This is a genomic window from Bradyrhizobium sp. LTSP857 (assembly GCF_000938285.1).
Lineage (GTDB): Bacteria > Pseudomonadota > Alphaproteobacteria > Rhizobiales > Xanthobacteraceae > Bradyrhizobium.
In genome coordinates, this window is the sequence record NZ_JYMS01000007.1 from 746522 (window position 1) to 771028 (window position 24507).

The following is a 24507-nucleotide window of genomic DNA, read 5'->3' on the forward strand; positions in this document are numbered from 1 at the left end:
CAGACACATACCGGGGGCGCGAGCGTCCCCGGCAAGTTGTCGCGTATTCCGCCGGCCCAGCGAAAACCGGCGCAGGGTTTGTCAGAAATTGTACTCGCCCATGTTCGCCTTGGTGACGCCAACCCATCCAGCGCCATAGAAGACATTCGGACGCGCCGCGTCAGGTGCGAGCAAACTCGTAAAGCCCGGCAGACCCAGATTGGCACCGGCTTTGAGCTCGGCCTTCTTGCCCTGCAACGCCAGAACGGCGATCTCGTTCATGGCATATCCTGCGGCGGCCGGATCCCAGAACTGGATGTACTGGATATTGTCGTTCTTCAAGTACTCGCCGGCCACGGAGACGAGACCTGTACCGGCGAAGAACATCTTGCCGTTGAGCTTGCGCTCGGCGATCAGGCGCCCGGCACCGGCCGAGGTCGGCATGGGCGCGCCAAGAATGCCCTTCAGATCCGGATAGGTCGTCACCACTTCTTTCAGCTTGGTGTAGTCCGTATTGGCATCGTCATTGGTCTCGATGCGCTTGGTCGCTTCCTGCATCTTGGGGAAGTGCTCTTTCTGATAAGCGATCGCGCCATCCACCCATTCATTGTGTGTCTTCGAGGTTAGGCTGCCGACGGTGGCGACGTATTTGCCTTCGCCACCCATGGACTTGCCGAGCACTTCCATCAGCTTGGCGCCATATGCCTTGTTGTCGAACGCCTCGAGGATGTAGTCGGTGTTCTGCACGCTGGAGCCTTCGTGGATCACGACCACGATGCCGCGATCGCGCGCCTTCTTCAGCACCGGCTCGACCGCTTCCACCGAGAACGGAACGACGCAGATGGCGTCGACACCCTGCGCAATCAATTGCTCGATGATCTGAACCTGGGCGGCGGCGTCGGCCTGGCTCGGTCCTACCATCCATACGTCTTGCCCGGTGTCGGCCTTGAACTGTTTGATGCCGTCACGCATGCGGTCGAACCACGCGATACCATCCACCTTGACCACCGTGGCAATCGTATAGGTCTTGCCGGCGGCCTTCAGGTCCTTGCGGACGGCGGACGTATCGAGAGGTCCTTCACCGGCTATCGCGGCGCCACAAATCAAGGTCGCTGCGGCCGCCATTGCACAAAACAATTTCCTCATGTCGTTGCTCCCTGTTGTCGCCGGTTGTACCTCACTCACCTCGCTCCCGGCCATTCGAGCAAGGCGGTTTGCGGAATTTAGCCCGTGCTGAAGATCAGATCTTCCTCAGGTCGCGTCATCCAGATCGGAGATGGGACCCGCTCGAGCGCGGCCTCGATTTCAGTTCTTGCCGGCATTGAAGCAGAGGCGCCGGGGCGCCCGACTGAAAGACCGGCGACGGCGGTTGCAAACCGAATGGCGTCCTCGGCCGACCGCCCCTCCGCGAGCGCCACGGCGAGCCCGGCATTGAAGGCATCGCCCGCGCCGGTCGTGTCGACGACGGTCGCACCGGCCAGCGGCGGAAACAGTGCGGTACCTGCTTCGCCGCACAGCAGGGCCCCCTTCTCGCCGAGCGTGATCAGCACGTTGCGCACGCCGCGGCGCCCTAACGCGTCGGCGGCATGAAACGCACCGTCGACGCTGTCGACTGCGACACCGCTGAGCGCGGCGGCCTCGGTCTCATTTGGGGTCGTCCAGTCACAATAGCGCCAGATCATGTCCGGTACCGCGACGGCCGGTGCGGGATTGAAGATCGTGACGACACCCGCCTGCCGCGCCGCCTCAAGTCCCGCCAAAGCCGCGTCGACCGGCTGCTCGAGTTGGGTCACGAAAACTTTCGCATCGGCAATCATCGATCCTGCTGCCGCGACATCGGCCGTACTGATCCGGCCCGCGGCGCCGGGCGTTACGAGAATCGCATTGTCACCGGTCGCTGCCGACACGAAGATGAAGGCGGCTCCGGTCGCCTGCGCCGGATCGATCGAGATCGCATCCGCGATGATGCCCTCGGCTTGCCAGACGGATCTTGCAAGATCGCCGAACGTGTCCGCCCCAATCCGGGTGATCAGCCCGACTCTGCCACCGGCGCGCGCCGCCGCAATCGCCTGGTTGGATCCCTTGCCGCCCGAGCCAATCGAGAAGGCGCGCCCGAACAACGTTTCACCGATTGTCGGCAAGCGATCGGCCTGGAAGACCAGGTCAGCCGCGAAAATGCCGAGCACGACGATATCAGCGGATCCAGTTGCGGTATCTCTAGTAATTGTCGTCATCGCCCCAGACTCCACGCAACACTCGATCGGCCTCTATCAAGCGGCCGCACGGACAATCCCTTTTTTTAGAATGAAGCACCCGTAGGAGCGTATCTCGCCGCTGACCAGAACAGCGAAGGCTGACGCGGCTCGGGCATAGAAGGCATGGCGCTCGATACCCTGCATTGGAAGGTGGCGCCCGAGTGCACGATCAACAACGACTTGCACTTCCTCTTGCACCGGAGGAACCATCAAGGGATCGCCGACGACTTCCATACAGAACACGGGGTTGTCGACGAAGTCGTCGAGCGGCATGACTGAGAGCACCGCTTCAATGGCGCGCGCCACTGACACTCCACTCATCATGATCGGCCGGCCCGTCACTGACTTGCGTGCCGTCGATACGGCGGGAAAATTGGTGTCCACCACGACGAGCTCGTCGCCGTGTCCCATCTGCCGAAGCGCATAAAGGAGTTCGGCATCGAGTAGCGGATCAAGGCCGATGAGCATGGCGACCGCTTCCGCCTCCATCCCATGGCCATTCGGCCTTGCATACGCAGGAATACTTTGGCACGCCGCTCCCCGTTATTTTATATTATTTGTCATCGACAGAATAAATACTGATATAATCAGTATTTACGTCTCAGACATCAACAATGAACCGTTTCCAAATGAAAAGGTAGTATGAAATATTCAACCTGTCCAGCCGGATTCGCGAAACGAGATGGAACGTCCCCGCTCCGCGCCAGCGATCCTGATTTGGCTCAAGCCGACCGGCGCTCCCGGTTGCCGATCGTCTCGCCGGCGCGCTATTGAATGTAACTGATGGCAAAGCGTGGAATTAAAGATGTTGCCGAGCGGGCCGGCGTCGCCGTGGGCACCGTGTCGCGCGTATTGAATGACCATCCATCGGTCACGGCGGAGGTGCGCGCGCGCGTCAAAGCTGTCATTGAAGAACTCGGCTATCGGCCGGATCCATTTGCCCGCAGCATGCGCAGCAAGGTCAGCCGACTGATTGGGATTGTCATTCCCAACCTGACCAATCCGTTCTTCGCCGAACTGGTCCAGTGCGCAGAGCGTGCGGCCACAGACCACGGCCACAACGTCATCTTCATGACTTCGTTCGACGATGCCGCCAAGGAAGCGGATCGGCTGGCTCAATTGGCCGGGCGCAAGGTCGATGGCATCATCATAGTTCCGAGCAACGGCCCCCACTCTATCAAAGCGCCCAAAGGGCTCCCATTGATCACGGTCGATCGCCTTCTTCCGGATCATCCGGGAGTAGCTGCGGACCACCGCGGCGGCGCGCGCATTGCAGTGGATTACCTCGCCGAGCTTGGTCACCGTCGCATCGCCTGCATCGCCGGCCCGTCAGGCTCGCGCCCGACCGAAGATCGCCTTCAGGGATATCTGGACGTCATGAAGACCCTTCGCGATCATCGAGGCGCGAAGATCAAACCTCTCTTCATCAACGCGGCCTTCGATTATGAGAGCGGTCACGCCGCAGGTACCTTCCTGCTTGCCAGACCGAGGGACGAACGTCCGACCGCGATTTTTTCCAGCTCCGACCAGCAAGCTATTGGCTGTCTGCGGGTAGCCAACGATCTAGGCATCCCGATTCCGGCAGGATTGTCGATCGTCGGCTTTGACGGAATACCGCTCTCAAACCTCATCACGCCGCGACTGACGACGGTCGTCCAGCCGATGTCGCAGATCGCTGACGCTGCGATCTCCTCGCTCCTGGGCCAGCGGGATATGCCGCCGGTCGGCAAGCCCAAACTTTTTCAATGCGAGCTCGTCATACGAGAGTCCTCGGCAGCGCCCCTACTGGAGCCAGCCATGATCAATGCGTCTGGGTAATTGAATAGCTTGAGGAATGCGCGACCCCGACAGGACCATCAGAGCGATCGCTTGAGCGGCAAACCGAGGAGCCGGCACCGCCGGTGTCTCAGCTGCGAGCTCTGAACCCCGCCTACATTGATCGTCTCTAGATTGTTCTTGATCCCGGTGCACACATCGCGCGCACGACGCCCTTTAACTGATTGAAAAGCTGACACTCTCGCTCCAATCCATCATGGGCAAGTTTGATCTAGCTTCAGTGAGCTCCATGGAGATCGGTATGATTTTGGAGCGGGTGAAGGGAATTGAACCCTCATATTCAACTTGGAAGTCGGGACATCTGCGATGTTTTCAACGGCCGTTCTGACATTTTCAGTGTTCTTGACTCCATTGAGATCGTTACAGAATTTCTCTTTGTCAGAATTGCGGCTCCAAGCCCATGCCCGTCCTTTGCAAGCCAGTTGCCGGCGGTTGCGAGCCCCACCTAGATGGGGGCACTGATTAATCGCGCCGGCCGTCATTTTTCCGCGCAGAGAACCAATTTAGCTGGATCGGAGCCGCGCTATTTCCACACATCGACCTTTGCGATCAACCGCAGGATTTGATCTTCAGACTCGACGATCCGTGCGCAGGCACTCGATATCGTGGACATGTCGGCTGCGGTCATGCCTTGATACTGAATATCGTTGATTTCCCTCGAAATCGGCAGCAGCGCCCGAAGAAGCCGAAACGCCTTCGGCGTCAACGTGATGGAAAGTGCGCGGCTGTCTTTGGGATCGGTCGCCTTCGCGAGCAGTTGTTCTGCCGCCAGGATGTTCACTTCTTTTGTAACGTTTGCAGCCACCATCTTGAGGTGATCGGCCAACTGGCGGACGCTGGCGCCAGTGCCGAAGTGGCGCACCGCAAGGAGGATCGCGAATTGATTGGCCGTCATGCCGAATTTCTGGCTGAGCCTGCCGCGGGCGCGCCAGACGATATCGGCCGCCGCGAACAGGTTCGACACGAAGTGGCGAAACGCCACGTCGTTGCCCTTTACCATGAGTTCCGGCCGGCTGACCGTATACAATCCGTCGAGAGGATCAGCCGAAGCTTTCGGAGCGGTCGATCGCTTGCGCGCGTGTGCAGACGGCATTCTTAGGCCCAATATCGGTCATGGCGGGCGGCTTCCGCCGCTTGGACGAGCTTTGCGCGAGTCAGATCGTGCGGCTCGCGGACACGATCCGTATTGCGGACCGCGGCCTCGCGTCAATCACCATGTTCAGCAGGCGGCGATACATTCGATCTCGACATCGAACGGCGCCGGCCAGGAAGCAACCGTGCAGAACGTCCGTGCCGGCGGGTCCGTCGGAAAATAGGTCCGGTAGACCTCATTGATAGCGGCAAAATGGGCCGCGTTCACCGCGAATATCGTGCACTTCAGCACTTTTGATAGGTCGGAGCCGGCGGCCTCCAGGCAGAGTGCGATATTGTCCAGCACCTGGGTAACCTGCCCGGCAATGGAATCGGTCCGCAGCTCATTGCTGTTCGGGATAATCGGAGGAATGCCTGAGACGTAGACAGTATTGCCATGCTTGACGACGAGCGACAGCGGCACTTTGGCCTGGTTCAACCATCCTGCGAATTCGGGCGGTGTGATCACGGTTCTGGTCATCTGATCTCCTTCTCTTTTGCGTTGTGGCCGAGGCCCAGAAGCCTCTCGAATTCTCCGCTCTCGCGAAGCGATTTGAAGTCGCCTTCCGCCTCGACTGCGCCTTTCTCCATGATGTAGCCGCGGTCGCACACAGCTTCGGCAAGCGCGAGGTTCTGCTCGACGAGAATGATCGACATGCCACGCCCACGCAGCGAATTTGCGACGTCAGCGATGCGCTCGACCATCTTCGGCATCAATCCCTCGGTCGGCTCGTCCATCAGCAGCACGGAGCAATTCGACGCGAGGCACCGCATCAATGAAACGAGTTGTTGCTGGCCGCCACTCAGCCGTCCCGCCGGCCGTTTCAGCAGATCCCTGAGCTCAGGCACCAGCGAGAGGATTTCTTCCAGTGCCATTGGCATGCGCACGGCATAGGCGCTTACACGATAGTTTTCCTCGACCGACAGGTCGCCGAACACTCGCATGCCCTGCGGCATGTAGCCGAGGCCGCCGCGCACGCGCCGGTCTGTGGCCTCAGTGGAAATATCCCGGCCTTTCAGCGTCACCTTACCGAGCACGGTAGGCACGAGCTTCATCACCGAGCGGAGCAGCGTGGTCTTGCCGACGCCGTTGCGGCCCACGATTCCCACGATCTCGCCACTGCCGAGCGAGAAGCTCACGTTCCGCACGATGTGAGCCTTGCCGTAATAGGCATTGACTGCCTCAAGCGTAAGCGCTGCCAAGATAAGCCTCCTGCACGCCTGGATTCGTCCTGATCTCGTCCGGTTTTCCCTCGGCGAGTATACGGCCCAGCGTAAGAACCGAGATCACGTCTGCCGTGTTCATCACGACGTTCATGTCGTGCTCGACGATGACGATGGTGTAACGGCTGCGCAGACGCTCATTGAGAAGATCGATGAATCTGTTGGTCTCGGACGGGCTCATGCCGGCTGTCGGCTCGTCGAGAAGCAGCACATCCGGACCGCATGCGGTTGCGATCGCGACCTCCAGAAGCTTCTGGTCGCCGTGGGATATCTCGGATACGAGCCGGTCTGCCAGCGCAGAAAGTCCGACCAGCGAGAGGCTCTCATCGACCGTCTCACGGCTTTGCCGGAAGCAACGGCCGGCGTGAACCGCCACCATAGCGTTCTCCAGAACCGTCAAGTCGGCGAAGAGGTTGGATATCTGGAATGTTCTGGACAGACCCTTTCGCGCAATCCGATAGGCCGGCAAACCGGTGACGTCGGCGTCGCCGAGAAAGACCCGTCCCGAGGAGGCGGGATGGATGCCGGTCAGCACGTTGATAAAAGTCGTCTTGCCCGCGCCGTTCGGCCCGATGACGGCCCTCACCTCTCCCGCCCGAATTGCGGTTGAAACGCCCTTGAGAACCTCGAGCCCGGAAAAGTGCTTGCAGAGGTCCCTGGTCTCGAGCGCGATCGATTGGGGGGAAGCGACACTCATCGCTGCACGAGATCCTTGCTCGGATAAACCGTGGTGGCGCCGGCGACCTTGGAGACGCGCTTCATACGCCCGCCCTGGATTTGCAGGATATACTGGTCGATGAAGGCCTGCTGGTCGGCGGCCCTGATGGAAAAACCTCCCTGAGGAAAACCTTCGCTCAGCGCGAAGTCAGGATTGGACACGAGCCAATTGGACAGAGAAAGATTGTCGGCCTTCGTCTTCCACCGTGCACCTTCGACCGCCATGCGCAGCAACTCCGTACATTCCCAGGCCATGATGGCGTTCGGGAGCATGACGTAGTCGTCGCCATCTTTGGCGCGGCCATTACTGCCGATACCGATGCGATCGAAAGCCGTTTTCGAAAATGCGGGGTTGGGATAATCGTCGAGCTCCCAAGGGACCTCGTCCAGCGCGTAGACGCCTTCGACGGCAGTACCGAGCCTGACGATATCAAAGAGGTTCTGCGTGCAGGATACTGTGATCTTCGGGGTCTTGCCGAAGCCGAGGGAGCGCAGCGCGGGATAGACGCGGACGCTGTCAGGACCAAGGATCGCCATGACGATACCCGAGAGCGATCGGTCCAGCTTCAGAAGGTACGGAAGAGGATCGTTGGTGTTGACGGGCAGCGCGATGGCCTGCGCCAGCTCACCGCCCGCCTTCGCGAGCGAGGCCGTGAAGGCCTCACGCTGCGAGTAACCGAAGGCATAGTCGGCCAGCACCATCCCCCAGCGCTTGCCCAGGCTGTCCACCATCCATTTCGAGGCGGCGGACGCACCCATGGTGCTGTTGGCGACGATGCGGACGGAGTAGGGATTGCCGAGTTCGGTTGTAATGCCGTCGGTGCGGGCGAGCGGCAGGTAGGTCACCTTGGCATCCCGACATAACGGCACGCTCGCCATGCCGATGCCGCCATGGCCGGAACCGATAATGAAATCGCAATTCTCTTGTTGCAGCAATTGCTGCAGGCGACGGATGCCGACATCGACCTTGGTTTCCGTGTCGACCACGACGAGCTTCAACGGGCGACCGGCGAATCCGCCGCGCTCATTCTGCCAGGCGACCGCCGCCTCCGCGGCCTTTTTGCCCCAACCACTGTCGTGAGCCAGCGCGCCGGTGAGCTCGGTCTGAAGCCCGATCACGATCGGTTCGCTACTCGCAGCCGCAGCCCCACGCACCGAACCGGCCGTCGCAACAGCGGCGAGCCCCTGCAAGGCTTTCCGTCGGTTGATCATCAAACGTCGTGACATCGCAATCTCCTCATGCTGTCTGGCTGCGGCCTTCCGGGCCCTCCGCCAGCATTTCCTTCGAACTTCGACGGTTGAAGTGTCCGAGCCGTCGCTCTCCGACGAGACCCGCGATGCCCTGTGGGAACAGCAGCGCCGCTGCAATCAGGAGCGCGCCAACTACGATATCGACATATTTGAAGGCACGCGCTGCAAGCTCGGTCAGGGGAAATACCAGCAGCCCGCCAAAGAGTGCCCCGAACGGGTGAGCCAAGCCGCCAACCGCGGTCCATAGGACGGCAGTCAGCGACAGGTTTGGATCGAACAGCGCGGAGGAAACATGTTCGAGAATGACGGCGTTCATCGCGCCGCCATAGCCGGCCATACCGCCTGCCGCGGCAAAAACCGCGAGATGTCGCAGCCAAACCTGGTAACCGAGTTGAGCGGCCCGTACCTCGTTGCTGCCGACGGCTTTCATGACGACGCCGAAGGTGGTTCGTTCAGCCAGCATGACGAAGATGAAGTAAGCCGCAAGCGGCAGGAAGGCGAAACAGTAGGTGATACGGTTGGCGCCGAACGCCACGGCCAAACCGAACATGTACGATCCGCCGCGAAGCGACAGGCCATCCTCCCCGCCGGTAATCCCAACGAAGGAATTGGCGCACATCAGCACGATGGTCGCGACGAGTAGCGTGCAGATCACCGCAGTGTGTGCCGCTTTCATGCGGGTGACGACAAGACCGACCACGACGCCAAGCACACCGCTTGCGGCGACCGCGGCCAGAAGCATGACCGGCAGGGTAAAGCCCGAGCCGTGGGTCACGCAGGCGACATAGGATCCCAATCCGAAGAACGTTCCCTGCATGAAGCTCAGGATGCGCGCATAGGCAAAGCTCATCTGCAACGAGGCGGCGATGTAGATGAGCGTGATCATTTGGGCGCAGACGAACACGGCGTAGGGTCCAGTGACGAACGGCATCACGGCGAGAACCAGAAGCGCCACTACACCCAACGCAGTGCGAACAGACATATCCAACCTTTCTTCAGGACCGGGCCTTGGCCAGGACCCCGTCTGGCCGAAGCAGGAGAACCGGCAGCAGGAGAACCAGGGACAGGATTTCGGCCTCGCTTGGCGTCATGAATGCCGCCGCGACGCCACGCACCACGCCAAGCAGGATGGCGATCAACACCGCGCCCCATAGGTTGCCGGCGCCACCGACCACAATCACCGTGAAAGCGACAGCGAGCACGCTGGACCCCATCTGGAAATGTGCCCCCGCAATCGGCGCGACCAGTGCGCCCGCAACACCGGCAAGCAGGCTGCCGATGATGACGGTCGCGGTGTTGATGCGGCCAGAGGAGACGCCGGAAATCAGCGCCAATTCGCGCTGCTGGGGCGCGGCTCGCATCCACAAACCGAAGCGTGTGAACCGCAGCAGCAGGAAGGTGACGATCAGGATCGCGACGGCAACGCCGGCGACAACGAGACGGTAGCCAGGATAGTCCACGCCGAAGATCGAAAACGTCGCGTCGACCGGAGGGTCAACCGAAACCGGAACCGCACCGAAGGTAGCGAGTGTGCTACTCTCGATGACAAGGAGGAGGCCGGCCGTAGCCAGGAGGCCGATGACCGGCGGGGAATCGACGACTCTCGCCAGCACCAATCGATTGACGACCATGCCGAGGCCGCCGACGGATATTGTCGCCAGCGCCGCGCCGCTCCAGAACCCGAGGCCGAGCCGCGTGACGAATTGGGCGGTCAACACCGCCCCCAGCATGTAGAAGGAGGCGTGGGCGACGTTCATCAGGTTCATCAGCCCGAACGTCAAGCTCAGCCCCAGCGCGATCAGCGCAAAGATCAGTCCCCACACGACGCCGTTGAAGGTCTGGAAGATCAGCGCATAGGAGAAATCCATCACGCGACCTCGGATTCAGGAGAGACGGAGAGAATGCGGCACGCGATGCCGCCGGTGTCGGCCGAGCCGGTCGATGAGTCCCAGGGGCCGGAATAGGACATCGCCGCATTGATATTGACGGTACGCACGCCGAACTCCGGCGCGGGCGCTTCCGGAAGCCACCAGCCCATCCCGGTGGTAAGCACACCGGGCAAAGTATCATCCGTGATCCTCGCCTTTAGGCTGCAGGTGCCGGAGGCTCGCGGTGTCGTCAGTTTGATCCAGTCGCCTTCGTGAACCCCGTGCTGTTCGGCGGTCTGGGGATGGACATAGACGAGCGGATGCGGCGAAACCTTGCGGGCCCAGGCCTGCTCGCGGAAGCGAGAATGATGATAACTCTTCTCGCGAAAGCCGGTTTGCAGGACGAGCGGGAAGTCTTCGGACACGGCTTTCTGTTCGCGCTGGTTCGACGGCAACAGAAAGGTCGGCAGCGCCTCGACGCCGGCCTGCTCCATCACCTGCGAATACAGCTCGAACTTCCCCGATGGCGTCGCAATGACCTGCCTGGACAGGTCTCCCTGTTCGAACGGAAACGTCGCATAGCCGACACGCCGCAGTTCGGCGAGGTCGATCGCCGATTTCGCAACACAATATTCGGCAAACTCGCTCTGGGTTTTCCAGGGCAGATAGTCGCGGTATATCGCTTGGCGCTTGGCGAGCTCCTCGATCAGGAGGACCGCAATCTCCTGATCGCATTTCTGCTCGCCCTGTCGAACCGAGGCCGCAGCGGTGTAGGTCACGCAAGGGCCTCCTTGATGGAGGCTGACTTCTTCCTCTTCAAGCGTGGTGGTCTTCGGCAGGATGATGTCGGCCCACGCCGCGGTCGGAGTCATGTATTGCGAGCTGACGGCCACGAAGTCGAGCGACTTCAGCGCCGCGACGGTGCGCTCCAAGTCCGGATAGGTGAGAAGGATGTTGGCGCCGCTCGCATAGAGTGCGCGCACGGGATAAGGCTCACCGGTCAGCATCGCCGTGAGTACTGACGGGTTGTGGCACGCCATCTGGTAGCCCTGCGGACCCGACCAGAGCGGAAAGTCCTTGGCACCGATCCGCAGCGCCTCGATCTCCGGCGGCAGCCGGTAGTTCGGGTCAAACAGGACGTCGAATGTCGTTTGGAAGCCTTCCGGCTTCTTGCCGCGCCGGTTGCCTCCGACGCGATCGACATTGCCGGTGATGGCCACCAGCGTGAAGAAGGCGCGGAAGGTCTGAACCCCTGCGCTGGATCCGTCGATCCCGTGCCCGGAAATGAAGCAAGCCGGACCTCGCGCATAATGTCGGGCAGCGGCTGCGATGTCGTGCGCCGGCACGCCGCTCTGGGCCTCGGCCCAGGACGGTGTGAGTTCGCGCACGTGTTGCGTGAAACGGTCGAATCCGTAACACCAGCTCTCGACGAACGGCTTGTCGTAAAGCTTCTCGGCGATCATGACATGCGCCATCGCGAGCGCGATGGCAGCGTCGGTTCCCGGCCGCGGACGAAGCCACAGATCTGCGATTTCGGCCGCCGGCGTCCGGAACGGATCAATCACGACGATTGAAGCACCCTTGGCCTTTGCTCTTTTCAACGCCATCCACTGGATGGGGTCGGCCACCGACGGATTGCGGCCGACGATCAGCGCACAGGACGTTTCGTCGATGTCCTCGCCGCCGCCGACGTTCAGACCAGTCATCTTGTCCGCGACGGCGCGGCAGCCGCCGCACAGATCCTGATTGATCATCCAGTTGGGCGAACCGATCGATCGCATCAGTAGCGCCATCATCAGCCCGCGGCCGAAGAACGCGCCATTTGTGGCGCCGGCGATCGCCATCGGGCCGTATCGGTGCCGGACTTCCGCGAACCGATCCGCGATCTCTCCGATAGCCTCGTCCCAGCCGATCGGCTCGAAACGCCCCTCGCCGCGCGCACCAATGCGACGAAGTGGCGTGCGGAGCCGTCCATCCTGATATGTCCATTCCTTCGCGCCGCGGATGCCTTTGACGCAAAAGGCTCCCTTCGATGCTGGATGGCTCGGATTCGGGCTGATCTTCGTGACGACGCCGTTTTCGGTCGTCAAAAGCGAGCCGCAAATCGTCCCGCACTCCCAACAAGTGCTGGGCTGAACTGTCCTCGCCGCATCCGGCGTTTCGGACTGGATAAATGGGCTCTGCACGACCACCTCGAAGCAAGCTCGCGCTACGCTATGACATATTGCAATAAAGTACAGCTATAAACTATAGCCATTGAGTGCTATTTTAGTTGCATCGTCGGCCAACGGGCGCGGATTGCCGCAAAAAACCAGCAGATCGGTAGCGGACTCAAAGGTTATGGCCGAAACTACTGTCTGTTTTTAATGCAAGAGTGGCTCTCGCAATCGGAACGCCAAGGGCGCGAGACCAATATCTACACGCCGATAACCTCCCAGTGCACACGTGGTGCACACCCTGCCTTCTAATCCTTTGAAGTAATTTGAACTCTCGCTCCAATCCATCATGGGGAAGCTCAAGCTAGTTGGATCAAGCAACGTCCAACACGCGAGACTCATCCCTGATGGGAATGTCGTAGTTCGAAACCCTTGCAGGAGCCGAGTAGCGAATCTCAACTCCACGGGTTGCAGGTTTGAACGCCCGTCCGAAGGGCTCGGGTCGCGCCGACGTTTGCCAGCGAGACTAAACTCCTGCTGTCCGCGAGGGTGCGTATCGGCGAAAGCGTCTCGGCCCCTCCCGCAATTGCGCACTAGACTGGGCCAGCGCCGACATGCTCGCCGCAAGCTCCTCGCAATGATGGTACAGCCACTACTTTCGCGACATTGCGCCACCAGACTCATTGCGACGCAACAATCAAAATGAGACTGCGCGTCAAACTACACGAGGGTTGCAACATCCGCGCCGCGCCCGGTATCGGCTAGCCTTCCGTGCAACAACCGGACGTTCGCGCTCGCTACATCAAACAATACGACGTCGGCAAAACACTAGGGAGGAGACCAATGCTGAGAGGTAGTGTGGGATTGATTGCGTTAAGCAGCCTTTTGTTCTCTGGCACCGCCTTCGCGCAGGAGAAGATCAAGGTCGGCGTCACCGCAACGCTCGAAGGCACTTACACCGTTCTCGGTGAGGACGGCATCCGCGGCTTCCAGACGGCGCTCAACGTGCTGGGTAAGAAGGTCGGCGATAAAGAGCTCGAATTCGTTATCGCCTCGACTGACGCAACTCCGGACTCCGCCGTGCGCGCCGTGCGCAAGCTGATCGAGCAGGACAAGGTGCAGATCCTGCTGTCGCCGCTGTCCGGTGACGAAGGCATTGCCGTCAAGAATTTTGCAAAGACCCATCCGGAGTTGACTTTCATCAACGCCGCCTCCGGAGCCCAGGAAACGACCTATGTCGATCCCGCCCCGAACTTCTTCCGCTACAATATGGATGGTGCGCAGTGGCAGGTGGGCCTCGGTAAATATGCCTACGACGAGAAGAAGTATCGCAAGATCGCGACCGTCGGCGAGGACTATTCCTTCATCTACACGCAGGTATTTGGCCTCGTGCTCGAATTCTGCGGCGCAGGGGGACAGGTCACCAACCGGCAATGGGTTCCGCTCGGTACCAAGGATTTTGCTTCAGTCATCGCTGCGCTGCCGGATGACGTCGATGCGATCTATCTCGGCCTCGGCGGCGCCGACGCCGTCAACTTCCTCAACCAGTACCAGCAGGCCGGGGGCAAGGCACATCTGATGGGCGGCTCGATCATGATCGATCAGACCATCCTGTCGTCCAAGGGTAATGCCAAGAACGCGCTGGTCGGCACGCTGGCCGCGAGCGGCCAAGCCGACACCTGGGAGGATCCGGGCTGGCAGAAATTCGTGAAGGACTATCAGGATGCCTTCCCGCCCAACAAGCGCTTCCCCAGCCCGTCGCTGCTCGCCACCAACTATTACGGCTCGACCATGGCGCTGATCCTGGCGCTACGTCAGGTCAATGGCGATCTCAGCGACAACCAGTCCAAATACAAGGCCGCGCTGGCCAAGATCGAGCTCGATGCGCCCAACGGCAAGATCAAGCTTGACGCCAACCGCCAGGCGATCGGCACAAACTTCGTCACCGAGGTCGTCGACGACGGCAAGGGGGCGCTGTTCAGCAAGGTCGTGAAGGTGATCCCGAACGTGAACCAGACGCTGGGCTATGACCCCGCGGTGTTCGCCAAGATCGGTTTGCCAAGCCGCACAGTTCCCGAATGTAAGAAATACTGACGTAGTCTCGTTCGCAAAGTGACGATCGGGGAGAGATTTGCAAAGCGTGGACATCGTGCGCCCTTGCATTCTCTCCCCGGTTGTTGAACGCTAAAAAAACAAGAGCTTCTGGGAGGGAAGGCATGAGCCGGGCGCTCGCCGTCTTTCACGGTCGTTTCGGCCGGGCGACGGTCTATCAGTTGAACCGCCCCTTCAACATCCACGCGCATCGCGAAGGTCATTTGATCTTCCATGTCGGCGGGCGTCCTGCATGCATCGATGTCAACGATGGACGTTACGAGCTCACCGAAGGTTCCGTGGTCGCAGTCAATCCATGGGAGCCGCATAATTTCCTTCCGTCCGATCTCGACGGAGGCGCCGTCTTCTTCGTGCTCTACGTCAATGCGGAGTGGTTCGCGCCCGATGCGCCCGGCGCCGACCGCCTGCGCTTCGGCCGCACCCAGTTCGCGCGGTCGACCGCACTGGATAAGCATATTCGGCACGCGGCTGCCCTTGTATGCGGTGCACCCTCGCTGAATAGCCTCGATGGCGAACTGAGAAGTCTGATCGACATCTGCTACGATGAAAGCTGGCAGCAGGCGGAGACCTCACCCGATCCGCGCGCGAGTGGCTCAGTCACCGATTTTCGTGTTCGCAAGTGCATCAAGATGATGTCGGAGAGCCCTGGCGCCGAGATCGAGCTCGACACTATCGCGCGCGAATCGGGCCTGTCGCGGCCGCATTTTTACCGACTGTTCCGCACTCAGACCGGCGTCACCCCGCATCTCTATCTCAACACGCTGATGATGGAACAGGCGCTGGAGGCGCTCGTGGCGAGCGAGGCACCGATCGCGGATATCGGCTTCGACCTTGGCTTCTCATCGCAGAGCGGTTTCACCCGTTTCTTCGCCGCCAATGTCGGCATGGCGCCGACCGATTATCGCCGCGCGGCCAAGGTTTTGCGCGCCTGACAGGCGCGCGAAAAGATACTGTCGATCAAACGCCTCCCCTGCAGTCGCATTAGGATGTACGGAACGCGGTCCCGAGAAGAGGATCGCGGTCGATAGGGAGCGCACGTTCATGGCAGGGCTTGCGGCCGGCAACGGTCTGCGTGCCCCCTCGCCCCGTTTAGGGGAAGTGGGTTGGGGTGACGTGACGACGGAGAGGCGGTCATGACGCGCTTTGTCGGGCGCCATCCTGTCTGGGCACTGATCACGATTATCGCAATTGCGGTGGCGCTGTGGCTCATCTTCGCGGTGTGGCCGCCGGGCCTTGAAGATTCGATCGGCCGCAAGCGGGTCTTCCTCAACGCGCTCTTCAACGGCATTACGCTTGGCGGTCTCTATTTTCTCGTCGCCAGCGGATTTACGTTGATCTTCGGCTTGATGCGCAACGTCAACCTCGCGCACGGCTCGCTGTATCTGTTCGGCGGCTATGTCGGCTACGCCATCAGCGCTTCGACCGGCTCCTGGATCCTCTCGTTCATCATCGCCTTCATCCTGACGGCGCTGGTCGGCGTCCTGCTTCAGGTTCTGGTCTTCCGCCGCATGGAAGGCCAGGATCTACGTCAGACCATGGTCACGATCGGGCTCTCCATCGTGTTTGCTGATCTGATGTTGTGGGCCTGCGGCGGTGACTTCTACCAGATCCAGACCCCGAACTGGCTGATCGGTCCGATCGAGCTACCGCTGATCACCGCGGTGAAATCCTCGGGCGAGCCGGTCTACCTCCGATATCCGGCGGTGCGGCTCGTGATCTTCGCAGCGTCTGTCGTGATCGGCGTCGCGATGTGGCTCGCGCTCAACCGCACCCGGATCGGCATGATCATCCGCGCCGGCGTCGACGACCGCGATATCCTGGCCGCGACCGGCGTGCGCATCCAGCTCGTTTTCGTGCTGGTGTTCGCGTTCGGTGCGGGGCTCGCCGGCATCGCGGGGGTGGTCGGCGGCACCTTTCAGTCGCTCTCTCCCGGCGAGGACATCCGCTTCCTGCTCGCCTCGCTCGTGGTCGTGATCGTCGGCGGCATGGGCTCGATCCCCGGCGCCGCGCTCGGCGCACTGATCATCGGCCTCGCCGAGCAGCTCGGCTCGGTCTACATCCCGACCTACGCCATCGTCGTGACCTTCCTGATCATGGTGCTGGTGCTGGCGATCCGGCCGCAAGGCCTGTTGGCGAGGCGCTGAGATGTCGCTCGCCCATGATGCGCGCGTTGCCGTTCGTCCCACTGCCGAGGCACAGCGCCCCGCGCAAACATGGCCCGACATCAACAACCCCGCAGCCTGGATCGTGGCGGTCATCCTCCTGATCATGCCGCTGATCGCCAACGGCTTCTTCCTGATCGAGATTTTCGCGACGACCCTGATCCTCGGTACTATCGCGCTCAGCCTGATGCTGCTTGCCGGTTATGGCGGCATGGTCAGCCTGATGCAGCTCACCATCGCCGGCTTCTCGGCCTATATGGTCGCGGTGTTCGGCATAAGCGGCAATGCCAATATCAGCCTGGGTTGGCCGTGGTGGCTCGCCGTCCCAATGGCGCTCGCGCTTGCTACGATCTTCGGCACGCTCGGTGGCGCACTCGCAGTCCGCACCGAGGGCATCTACACCATCATGATCACGCTGGCGATCGGCGCCGCCTTCTATTACTTCACCAACCAGAACTGGGCGATCTTCAACGGCCACACCGGCATCAACACCGTCGGCACGCCGCATTTTTGGGGCGTCGACTGGCGCGCCGATATTCCCTTCTATTACATCGCGCTTGCCGTCGGCGCGCTCTGCTATTTCGCGGTCGACTACATTTCGCGTGCGCCGTTCGGGCTGGCGCTCCAGGGTGTGCGCGACAATCCGCGTCGAATGGCCGCGCTCGGCTTCAACGTCAATGCCCACCGCGTCGCAGCCTACGCGGTCGCCTCCTTCATTGCAGCGCTCGCCGGCGTGCTTCAGGTCTGGAATTACCGCCAGATTTCCCCGGGCTCGGTCAGCGTCAACGCCTGTATTGACATCCTGATCATCGCCGTCGTCGGCGGCATCACACGGCCCATCGGGCCGTATATCGGCGCGCTGATCTTCGTCCTGTTGCGTACTTTTGCGCTCGATTTCCTGGTCAAGATCGGGCTCGATGGCAATCGCTTCCGCCTGCTGATCGGGCTTGGCTTCCTCGCCATCGTGTTCTGGTCGTCTGACGGGGTGATCGGCCTGTGGCAGCGCTGGCGCCAGAGCCAGCACCGGCCAGCCGACCGCTCCGGCGGAGGGCGCAGCCATGGATAGCGTTGCGCAGCGCCTCTCCGCCGTCGGCGCCGGTGCAGCACTCGAGCTGCGCGGCGTAACCCGGCTGTTCGGCGCGCTCGCGGCCTTGATCGACGTCACCATCACCGTGCGCGCCGGAGAACGGCGCGCCGTGCTCGGCTCCAATGGCGCCGGCAAGACCACGCTATTCAATTGCATCACGGGAGACTTCCCGCCCTCCTCCGGCACCATCCGCTTCTTCGGCGAGGATGTGACCCATTTCCCGCCCTATGAACGTATTCGCCGTGGGCTGCGGCGGACCTATCAAATCTCCGCGCTGTTTCCCGGGCTTACGGTACAGGACAACGTCTACCTCGCCTGCCGCGGCGTCTCGCGCGGCCGGTTTTCGTTTTTGCGTCCCGGGCAGAATGATGCGCTGACGCACGCCGCCGACAATCTCGTGCAGGCTGTGCATTTGACGGGGGTCAAAAACCAGCGCGTCGCCGAGCTCGCGCACGGCCAGCAGCGCCAGCTCGAGATCGCACTGGCGCTCGCCGGCGCGCCGCGCTTCGTGCTGTTCGACGAGCCGGCCGCCGGCCTCTCGCCAACCGAGCGGGCCGAGCTGGTCGAGATCCTGACCTCGTTGCCCGCGCATATCGGCTACATCATCATCGAGCACGATATGGACGTGGCGCTGCGCGTCGTCGAGAGCGTCACGATGATGCACAACGGCCGCATCTTCAAGGAAGGTCTGCCGCAGGAAATCCAGTCCGATCCCGAGGTCCAGGAGCTTTATCTCGGAGGCGGCCATGAATGAAGACCGCCGCTCGGCCGCAGCGCTCGAGGTCCGGGGCCTCGACGTCTATTACGGTCATTCGCACACACTGCAGGGCGTCGACCTCTCGCTGGATGCCGGCATCTTCTCCGTCGTCGGCCGTAACGGCATGGGCAAGACCACGCTGTGCAAGGCCATCATGGGCCTGGTGCCGGTGAGCGGCGGCTCGATCCGGGTTCGCGGCGAGGACATCACGCGACGGCCTCCGGCCCATATCGCGCGCCGCGGTGTCGGTTATGTGCCGCAAGGGCGACGGCTCTGGCGTTCGCTCAGCGTCGACGAGCATTTGCGGCTTGCTGGCGGCATGCGGTCCGGTGCCTGGACTGTCGAGCGCATCTACGACACCTTTCCCCGCCTCGCCGAACGCAAGGACCATGGCGGCGGCCAACTCTCCGGCGGCGAACAGCAAATGCTCGCGATCTCGCGAGCGCTGGTCACCAATCCGCAGCTCCTGATCATGGACGAGCCCACCGAAGGACTCGCACCCGTCATCGTCGCCCAGGTCGAAGAGATGCTGCTGAGGCTCGGCGAAGACGGCGACATGGCCGTGCTCTTGATCGAGCAGAACATCGGCGTCGCCACCGCGATCTCGCGCAATGTCGCAATCATGGTCAACGGCCGTATCAACCGCATCATCGATTCGGCGCGGCTTGCAGCCGACCGCGACATGCAACAGCGCCTGCTCGGCGTTGGGTTGCACGCCGAGCTCACGCCTGACATTGACGCGCCTGTTGCCGGCAGTGAAGCGAAGTTGAAGCCGCAGCCCATACGCGCCAATGGTCCGATCCGTATCTACGTCTCCAACCCGACCCCACCCACCCGCTGGTCCCAGCCGGTCCCGATCGCGCGCATCGAGGCGGCCGCGCGCACGCTCTCGACGCACGTCGCACGCCTTGAAGATACCGTGAGACGCAAGCGCGAGCCGGTCACGGCGCAGGCGTCGGGGCTGCCGGTGGTACTGGTCGCCGGCACGCTCGACACCAAAGGGACAGAGCTCCGCTTTATCCGCGACATCATCGCGGCAAACGGCCTTCGCGTACGACTGGTCGATGTCTCCACCAGCGGGAGGCAGGCAGCGTGCGACGTCTCCGCGCAGGAGATCGCTCTGAACCATGGCCGTGGTGGCTCGGCCGTGTTCGGCCCGGACCGCGGCGTCGCGGTGACGGCGATGGCGGAGGCCTTTGCCAATTGGATCAAGCGCCAGGGCAATATCGCCGGTGTGATCTCGGCGGGCGGCTCGGGAGCGGCATCGCTGGTCGCGCCTGCCATGCGCACCCTTCCCGTCGGTGTGCCGAAACTGATCATCTCCTCGGTCGCCTCAGGTGACGTCGGCCCCTATGTCGGTCCGGCCGACATCACCATGATGCATTCGGTCACCGATGTGCAGGGCCTCAACTCGATCTCGCGCGCGGTGCTGTCGAACGGCGCCAACGCCATCGCCGGCATGGTCAGGGCGCGGCTGGACCAGCGCGAGACCCGGGAACGAACTGCCAGCGCCGCGCTGCCGTCGGTCGGCATCACGATGTTCGGCGTCACGACGCCGGCGGTACAGAAGATCGCAGCCGATCTTCGCGACGATTTCGAGTGCCTCGTCTTCCACGCCACCGGCGTCGGCGGCCGCTCGATGGAAAAGCTCGTCGACTCCGGCCAGCTCGCCGGCGTCATCGATCTCACAACCACCGAAATCTGCGATTTTCTGATGGGCGGCGTGTTTCCAGCGACCGAGGATCGGTTCGGCGCAACGATCCGCACCCGCGTGCCCTATATCGGCTCGGTCGGCGCACTCGACATGGTCAATTTCGGCGCGCCCGACACCATCCCCGAACGCTACCGCACGCGGAAATTCCACGTCCACAATCCGCAGGTGACGCTGATGCGTACCACGGCGGAGGAAAACGAGCGCATGGGCCGCTGGATCGGCGAGCGGCTCAACCGGATGGACGGACCGGTGCGCTTCTTCCTGCCCGAGGGCGGCGTCTCCGCGCTCGATGTGCGCGGCCAGCCGTTCTGGGATCCCGAGGCCGACGCCGCCCTGTTCCGCGCGCTGGAGCGCACGGTGCGCACGACCGGCAACCGGCAACTGATCCGCGTCAAGCAGAACATCAACGATCCCGAGTTCGCCACGACCATTACAGCCGCGTTCCGAACGCTGTTCGGACGCGTCGGGGCGCGCCGGAGAATGGTGAGGTGACCGATGGTCCGGTTTGAGCGTGCAACACTTTTAAGGCGGTTCCGCGAGATGGCGAAACGCGGCGAGCCCATCGTCGGCGGCGGTGCCGGCACAGGCCTATCTGCCAAATGCGAGGAAGCCGGCGGCGTCGATCTCATCGTGATCTACAATTCCGGCCGCTACCGCATGGCAGGCCGCGGCTCGCTCGCGGGGCTGATGGCTTACGGCGACGCCAACGCCATCGTGCTCGAAATGGCCAGCGAGGTCCTGCCCGTCGTCCACCAGACCCCGGTGCTCGCCGGCGTCAACGGCACCGACCCGTTCCGGGACATGGACGTGTTCCTCGACCAGCTCAAAGCGCTCGGTTTTTCCGGCGTCCAGAACTTTCCGACCGTCGGCCTGATCGACGGCGTCTTCCGCGCCAATCTCGAAGAGACCGGCATGTCCTATGCGCTGGAGATCGACATGATCGCGAAAGCACGCGAGAAGGATCTCCTGACGACGCCCTACGTCTTCAGCGAAAAGGAAGCCGCCGCGATGGCGATAGCGGGGGCCGACATCATCGTCTGCCATCTCGGGCTTACCACCGGCGGCACGATCGGCGCCCAGACAGCGCCCAAGCTGAAGGACTGCCCGGCACGCATCGACACCTGGGCCTCCGCTGCGCTCAGCGTCAATCCGGACATCCTCGTGCTCGCCCATGGCGGTCCGATCGCGGATCCCGCAGATGCCGATTTCATCATGAAGAACACCCGTCACTGCCACGGCTTCTATGGCGCCTCCTCGATGGAGCGGCTGCCGGTGGAGCGGGCCTTGACGGACCAAGTCCGCAAATTCAAGGCGATCGGCGCGCGATAATCGCCGAAACGATTGAGGGAGGAAAGCATGTCAGGGATACTGGTCGGCGAGTTAATCCTCTGGCTGATCGTCGCGATCATCGTGATCGTGGTTGGCGTCTACATCGTCAACTGGCTCTACCACCGCTCCTCCAAGGAGGTGTCGTTCGTCCGGACCGGTTTTCTCGGCGAGCGCGTGGTGATCAACGGCGGGGCCTTTGTTCTCCCGTTCATTCACGACTACACGCCGGTCAACATGAACGTGCTGCCGATGGGCATCGTGCGTTCCAAACAGGATGCGGTCATCACCCGCGACCGCATGCGTGTCGATATCGAGGCCGACTTCTATGTCCGCGTCCAGGCGACCCGCGAAGCGGTGTCGATTGCGGCTGCGACGCTCGGCCGCCGCACCATGGAGCCGGAGCAGCTCCACGCGCTGCTGGCCGGCAAGTTTATTTCTGCGATCCGCTCCGTCGCTTCCGAAATGACCCTCGAGGAGATGCACGAACGGCGCGGCGACTATGTCGTGCGCGTCAAGACCAATGCGGCCGAAGCTCTCGCGCAGAACGGCCTTGAGCTCGAATCCGTCGCCATCACGGATCTCGACCAGACTGACCTCGAATTCTTCAACCCCTCGAACCGCTTTGACGCCGAAGGCTTGACCAAGTTGATGGAGGACATCGAGGCCAAGCGTAAGCTGCGCAACGACATCGAGCAGGACTCGATGATCAGGATCCGCACCCGCAATCTCGAGGCCGAGCGGCAGGCCCTCGACATCGAACGCGAGAGCGAGACCGCGAGATTGGAGCAGGAACGCGACATCGAGATGCGCCGTGCGCTCCAGCGCACCGAAGTCGCCCGCGAACGCGCACTGCGCGAGACCGAGGCCGAGCAGGCACAGATTTCCGCGCGCGAGGCGATCGAGCGGTCGCGAATCGCCAATGAACAAGCCATTGCGGAGGCACGCATCGCCTCCGAACGCGAGACCCGCCAGAGGGAAATCGAGCGTACCCGCACCATCGAAGAGAAGGAGCTGCTGGCGCGTGAGGAGGTCGAGAAGACGCGGATCGCCAACCAACGCTCGATCGACACGACGCGGATTGCCTCTGAACGCGAGGTGCGCCAGCTTGAGATCGAGCGGATGCGGACCGTCGAGGAGGCGGAGATCGCCGCCCGCGAGGCGGTCGAAAAAGCCCGGATCCAGCAGGACCGCGTCGTCACCGACGCCCGCATTGCCAACGAAGAGGAAACGCGCCGCCGCGAGATCGAGCGCACCCGCGCAGTCGACGAGGCCGAGATCGCCGCCCGCGAAGCCACCGAGAAGGCCCGCATCGCCCAGACGTTGATCGTCAATGTCGAGCGCATCTCGTCGGACGAGCGCACCCGCGCGCTGGAGATCCAGCAGGTCCGCACCATCCAGGAGGCGGAGATCGAGGCGCAGCGCGCTGTCGAAGCCGCCCGCATCGCCCGCGAACGGACACTTGCGGCCGATCGAATCGCCGCCGAGCAGAACACGCGGCAGCTCGAAATCGAGCGTAACCAGATGCTCGAGGTTGCCGGCATCGCTGCGCGCGAGACCACCGAAGCCTCGCGCATCGCCCAGGAAGAGCGCGTGCGTTCGCTGGAGATCGCCCGCAACCGGGCCGTCGAGGAGGCCGACATCGCCTCCCGCGAGGCGATCGAGGCGGCTCGCATCGCCCAGGAAAAGGCGGTCGCGGCCGAGCGCATCCAGGCCGAGCGCGACACGCGCTCGCTCGAAATCGAGCGCACCGGTGCGCTGGAGGCTGCCGAGCTGAAGCGGCGCGACGCTATCGAGCGCCAACGCATCGGTGTCGATCTCGCGCTCGAAGCCGAACGGATCACCTCGTCCAAGAAACGCGAAGTCCTCAATATCGAGCAGAAGAAGGCCATCGAGATCGCCGATGAGGATCGCGTCATTGCTCTTTCCGCCAAGAAATCCGAGCGGATCGACGCTGACCGTCAAGTGCGGCAGGCCGAAATCGTCGCCCGCAGGGAGGTCGAGACCACGGATGTTTCGCGCGAGCAAGCCCTCGAAGCTGCCCGGCTAGAACGCCGCCGCGCGATCGAGCAGCTCGAAGTGGCCCGCGTCCAGTCGCTCCAGGAAGCCGAGATCGCCTCTCGCGAGGAAGTCGAGCGCGCGCGCATCGCCTCCGACCGCGGCCTCGACGAGGCCCGCATCGGCCGCGAACGCGAACTGCGCAAGCTTGAGGTCAACCGCGAGAAGGACGTCGAAACGGTCTTGATGGAGAAGGCGATCGCCATTCATCAGAAGTCGCTGGAAGAGTCGGCCGCCAAGGCGATGGCGGAGGAAGCGCGGATGCGGGCTACTGAGGCGACCGAGCGTGTCATCACTGCGCGCGAGAGCGAGATTGCAAAGCGCCGCAGGACGGTTGAGGTGATGATCGCCGAAAAGCAGGCTGAGGAGACGCGTATCGCTGCGGAGGCCGAGCGTGTACGTGCGGCCGTCGAGGCTGAGGCCCAGCGGATGCTCAACGAAGCCGAAAACGTGCTCACGGACCAGGCGCGCTACTCGCTGTTCCGCCGAAAGCTGCTCGACAAGATCGAAGGCATCGTGCGCGAGAGCGTCAAGCCGATGGAGAAGATCGAGGGCATCCGCATCCTCCAGGTCGACGGTCTGAGCGGCAATGGTCACGGCGGCAATGGCGGTCGCAGCGCCACCGACGAGGTGATCGATTCCGCGCTGCGCTATCGCGTGCAGGCGCCGCTGATCGATTCGCTGCTGGCGGATATCGGCGTCGAGGGGGGCAGCCTCGCCAAGATGCCCGGTCTGATCCGCGAGGCCCGCGACATGCAGGGTATCAAGGATTCCGCGCGCAAGGGCGGCGGCGACAAGCCGGCGGCGTCCTCGCCTGCGGCTGAGAGCGGCGGCGAACCGCCCGCCGAGCGCGGTCCGCGGAAGAAGAGCTGAG

Annotated in this window: 20 protein-coding genes; 9 read left to right on the forward strand and 11 right to left on the reverse strand. The window is 62.4% G+C overall.

Annotated features, from left to right (window positions below; genetic code table 11):
• Positions 1 to 81: 81 nt before the first annotated feature.
• The 3 genes from UP06_RS05120 to UP06_RS05130 form a co-directional block, all read right to left on the reverse strand.
• Entirely contained in the window at positions 82 to 1125 is a 1044-nt protein-coding gene (locus UP06_RS05120; protein ID WP_045000975.1) for an autoinducer 2 ABC transporter substrate-binding protein, read from the reverse strand.
• Positions 1126 to 1202: 77 nt separating this feature from the next.
• Positions 1203 to 2213, reverse strand: coding sequence for a ribokinase (locus UP06_RS05125; RefSeq protein WP_045000976.1), 1011 nt, complete (start codon positions 2211 to 2213; stop codon positions 1203 to 1205).
• 36 nt (positions 2214 to 2249) lie between these two features.
• Complete coding sequence (locus tag UP06_RS05130; RefSeq protein WP_045001212.1) at positions 2250 to 2702, reverse strand: RbsD/FucU family protein; 453 nt, start codon at positions 2700 to 2702, stop codon at positions 2250 to 2252.
• Between the two features lie 315 nt (positions 2703 to 3017).
• On the opposite strand from UP06_RS05130, the gene UP06_RS05135 reads away from it, so the two are divergent.
• A complete protein-coding gene (locus UP06_RS05135) occupies positions 3018 to 4052 on the forward strand; it encodes a LacI family DNA-binding transcriptional regulator (protein WP_045000977.1) in 1035 nt (344 codons plus the stop codon).
• Positions 4053 to 4593: 541 nt separating this feature from the next.
• Here UP06_RS05135 and UP06_RS05140 read toward each other — a convergent pair.
• The 8 genes from UP06_RS05140 to UP06_RS05175 form a co-directional block, all read right to left on the reverse strand.
• Complete coding sequence (locus tag UP06_RS05140; RefSeq protein ID WP_082078474.1) at positions 4594 to 5163, reverse strand: MarR family winged helix-turn-helix transcriptional regulator; 570 nt, start codon at positions 5161 to 5163, stop codon at positions 4594 to 4596.
• Positions 5164 to 5289: 126 nt separating this feature from the next.
• Positions 5290 to 5682, reverse strand: coding sequence for a RidA family protein (locus UP06_RS05145; RefSeq protein WP_045000981.1), 393 nt, complete (start codon positions 5680 to 5682; stop codon positions 5290 to 5292).
• Positions 5679 to 6404, reverse strand: coding sequence for an ABC transporter ATP-binding protein (locus UP06_RS05150; protein ID WP_050031553.1), 726 nt, complete (start codon positions 6402 to 6404; stop codon positions 5679 to 5681). The genes UP06_RS05145 and UP06_RS05150 overlap by 4 nt, the downstream gene beginning before the upstream one ends.
• Entirely contained in the window at positions 6385 to 7122 is a 738-nt protein-coding gene (locus tag UP06_RS05155) for an ABC transporter ATP-binding protein (RefSeq protein WP_045000983.1), read from the reverse strand. The genes UP06_RS05150 and UP06_RS05155 overlap by 20 nt, the downstream gene beginning before the upstream one ends.
• The gene (locus UP06_RS05160; RefSeq protein ID WP_082081245.1) at positions 7119 to 8369 is read right to left on the reverse strand and encodes an ABC transporter substrate-binding protein; all 1251 of its coding nucleotides are present in this window, start codon (positions 8367 to 8369) and stop codon (positions 7119 to 7121) included. The genes UP06_RS05155 and UP06_RS05160 overlap by 4 nt, the downstream gene beginning before the upstream one ends.
• A 10-nt stretch (positions 8370 to 8379) precedes the next feature.
• A complete protein-coding gene (locus UP06_RS05165) occupies positions 8380 to 9375 on the reverse strand; it encodes a branched-chain amino acid ABC transporter permease (protein WP_082081246.1) in 996 nt (331 codons plus the stop codon).
• A 13-nt stretch (positions 9376 to 9388) separates the two neighbouring features.
• A complete protein-coding gene (locus UP06_RS05170; RefSeq protein WP_045000988.1) occupies positions 9389 to 10261 on the reverse strand; it encodes a branched-chain amino acid ABC transporter permease in 873 nt (290 codons plus the stop codon).
• On the reverse strand, positions 10261 to 12453 hold the full coding sequence (locus UP06_RS05175; RefSeq protein ID WP_082081247.1) for a molybdopterin-containing oxidoreductase family protein: 2193 nt from the start codon (positions 12451 to 12453) through the stop codon (positions 10261 to 10263). Before UP06_RS05175 ends, UP06_RS05170 begins: the two co-directional genes overlap by 1 nt.
• A gap of 807 nt (positions 12454 to 13260) precedes the next feature.
• Here UP06_RS05175 and UP06_RS05180 point away from each other — a divergent pair.
• From UP06_RS05180 to UP06_RS05215, 8 genes are all read left to right on the forward strand, one after another.
• Positions 13261 to 14511 carry an ABC transporter substrate-binding protein gene (locus UP06_RS05180; protein ID WP_045000992.1) on the forward strand — a complete coding sequence of 417 codons (1251 nt, stop codon included), beginning with the start codon at positions 13261 to 13263 and terminating at the stop codon, positions 14509 to 14511.
• A gap of 122 nt (positions 14512 to 14633) precedes the next feature.
• Complete coding sequence (locus UP06_RS05185) at positions 14634 to 15461, forward strand: AraC family transcriptional regulator (protein ID WP_045000994.1); 828 nt, start codon at positions 14634 to 14636, stop codon at positions 15459 to 15461.
• Positions 15462 to 15662: 201 nt separating this feature from the next.
• Positions 15663 to 16673 (forward strand): branched-chain amino acid ABC transporter permease, encoded by a 1011-nt coding sequence (locus UP06_RS05190; protein ID WP_045000996.1) that lies wholly within the window; start codon positions 15663 to 15665, stop codon positions 16671 to 16673.
• Position 16674: 1 nt separating this feature from the next.
• Positions 16675 to 17757, forward strand: coding sequence for a branched-chain amino acid ABC transporter permease (locus UP06_RS05195; RefSeq protein WP_045000997.1), 1083 nt, complete (start codon positions 16675 to 16677; stop codon positions 17755 to 17757).
• Positions 17750 to 18532: an ABC transporter ATP-binding protein gene (locus UP06_RS05200; RefSeq protein ID WP_045000999.1), complete on the forward strand. Its 783-nt coding sequence runs from the start codon at positions 17750 to 17752 to the stop codon at positions 18530 to 18532. Before UP06_RS05195 ends, UP06_RS05200 begins: the two co-directional genes overlap by 8 nt.
• On the forward strand, positions 18525 to 20741 hold the full coding sequence (locus UP06_RS05205) for an ABC transporter permease (RefSeq protein ID WP_045001001.1): 2217 nt from the start codon (positions 18525 to 18527) through the stop codon (positions 20739 to 20741). Before UP06_RS05200 ends, UP06_RS05205 begins: the two co-directional genes overlap by 8 nt.
• A 3-nt stretch (positions 20742 to 20744) precedes the next feature.
• The gene (locus UP06_RS05210; protein WP_045001003.1) at positions 20745 to 21578 is read left to right on the forward strand and encodes a phosphoenolpyruvate hydrolase family protein; all 834 of its coding nucleotides are present in this window, start codon (positions 20745 to 20747) and stop codon (positions 21576 to 21578) included.
• Between the two features lie 27 nt (positions 21579 to 21605).
• Entirely contained in the window at positions 21606 to 24506 is a 2901-nt protein-coding gene (locus UP06_RS05215) for a flotillin family protein (protein ID WP_045001004.1), read from the forward strand.
• Position 24507: the final 1 nt, after the last annotated feature.

Excerpts from the sequence above, each read along its gene's own strand:
- UP06_RS05120 (WP_045000975.1), bottom strand. The coding sequence starts at position 1,125 with ATGAGGAAATTGTTTTGTGCAATGGCGGCCGCAGCGACCTTGATTTGT.
- UP06_RS05125 (WP_045000976.1), bottom strand. The coding sequence starts at position 2,213 with ATGACGACAATTACTAGAGATACCGCAACTGGATCCGCTGATATCGTC.
- UP06_RS05130 (WP_045001212.1), bottom strand. The coding sequence starts at position 2,702 with ATGCTCATCGGCCTTGATCCGCTACTCGATGCCGAACTCCTTTATGCG.
- UP06_RS05135 (WP_045000977.1), top strand. The coding sequence starts at position 3,018 with ATGGCAAAGCGTGGAATTAAAGATGTTGCCGAGCGGGCCGGCGTCGCC.
- UP06_RS05140 (WP_082078474.1), bottom strand. The coding sequence starts at position 5,163 with ATGCCGTCTGCACACGCGCGCAAGCGATCGACCGCTCCGAAAGCTTCG.
- UP06_RS05145 (WP_045000981.1), bottom strand. The coding sequence starts at position 5,682 with ATGACCAGAACCGTGATCACACCGCCCGAATTCGCAGGATGGTTGAAC.
- UP06_RS05155 (WP_045000983.1), bottom strand. The coding sequence starts at position 7,122 with ATGAGTGTCGCTTCCCCCCAATCGATCGCGCTCGAGACCAGGGACCTC.
- UP06_RS05160 (WP_082081245.1), bottom strand. The coding sequence starts at position 8,369 with ATGTCACGACGTTTGATGATCAACCGACGGAAAGCCTTGCAGGGGCTC.
- UP06_RS05165 (WP_082081246.1), bottom strand. The coding sequence starts at position 9,375 with ATGTCTGTTCGCACTGCGTTGGGTGTAGTGGCGCTTCTGGTTCTCGCC.
- UP06_RS05170 (WP_045000988.1), bottom strand. The coding sequence starts at position 10,261 with ATGGATTTCTCCTATGCGCTGATCTTCCAGACCTTCAACGGCGTCGTG.
- UP06_RS05180 (WP_045000992.1), top strand. The coding sequence starts at position 13,261 with ATGCTGAGAGGTAGTGTGGGATTGATTGCGTTAAGCAGCCTTTTGTTC.
- UP06_RS05185 (WP_045000994.1), top strand. The coding sequence starts at position 14,634 with ATGAGCCGGGCGCTCGCCGTCTTTCACGGTCGTTTCGGCCGGGCGACG.
- UP06_RS05190 (WP_045000996.1), top strand. The coding sequence starts at position 15,663 with ATGACGCGCTTTGTCGGGCGCCATCCTGTCTGGGCACTGATCACGATT.
- UP06_RS05195 (WP_045000997.1), top strand. The coding sequence starts at position 16,675 with ATGTCGCTCGCCCATGATGCGCGCGTTGCCGTTCGTCCCACTGCCGAG.
- UP06_RS05200 (WP_045000999.1), top strand. The coding sequence starts at position 17,750 with ATGGATAGCGTTGCGCAGCGCCTCTCCGCCGTCGGCGCCGGTGCAGCA.
- UP06_RS05205 (WP_045001001.1), top strand. The coding sequence starts at position 18,525 with ATGAATGAAGACCGCCGCTCGGCCGCAGCGCTCGAGGTCCGGGGCCTC.
- UP06_RS05210 (WP_045001003.1), top strand. The coding sequence starts at position 20,745 with ATGGTCCGGTTTGAGCGTGCAACACTTTTAAGGCGGTTCCGCGAGATG.
- UP06_RS05215 (WP_045001004.1), top strand. The coding sequence starts at position 21,606 with ATGTCAGGGATACTGGTCGGCGAGTTAATCCTCTGGCTGATCGTCGCG.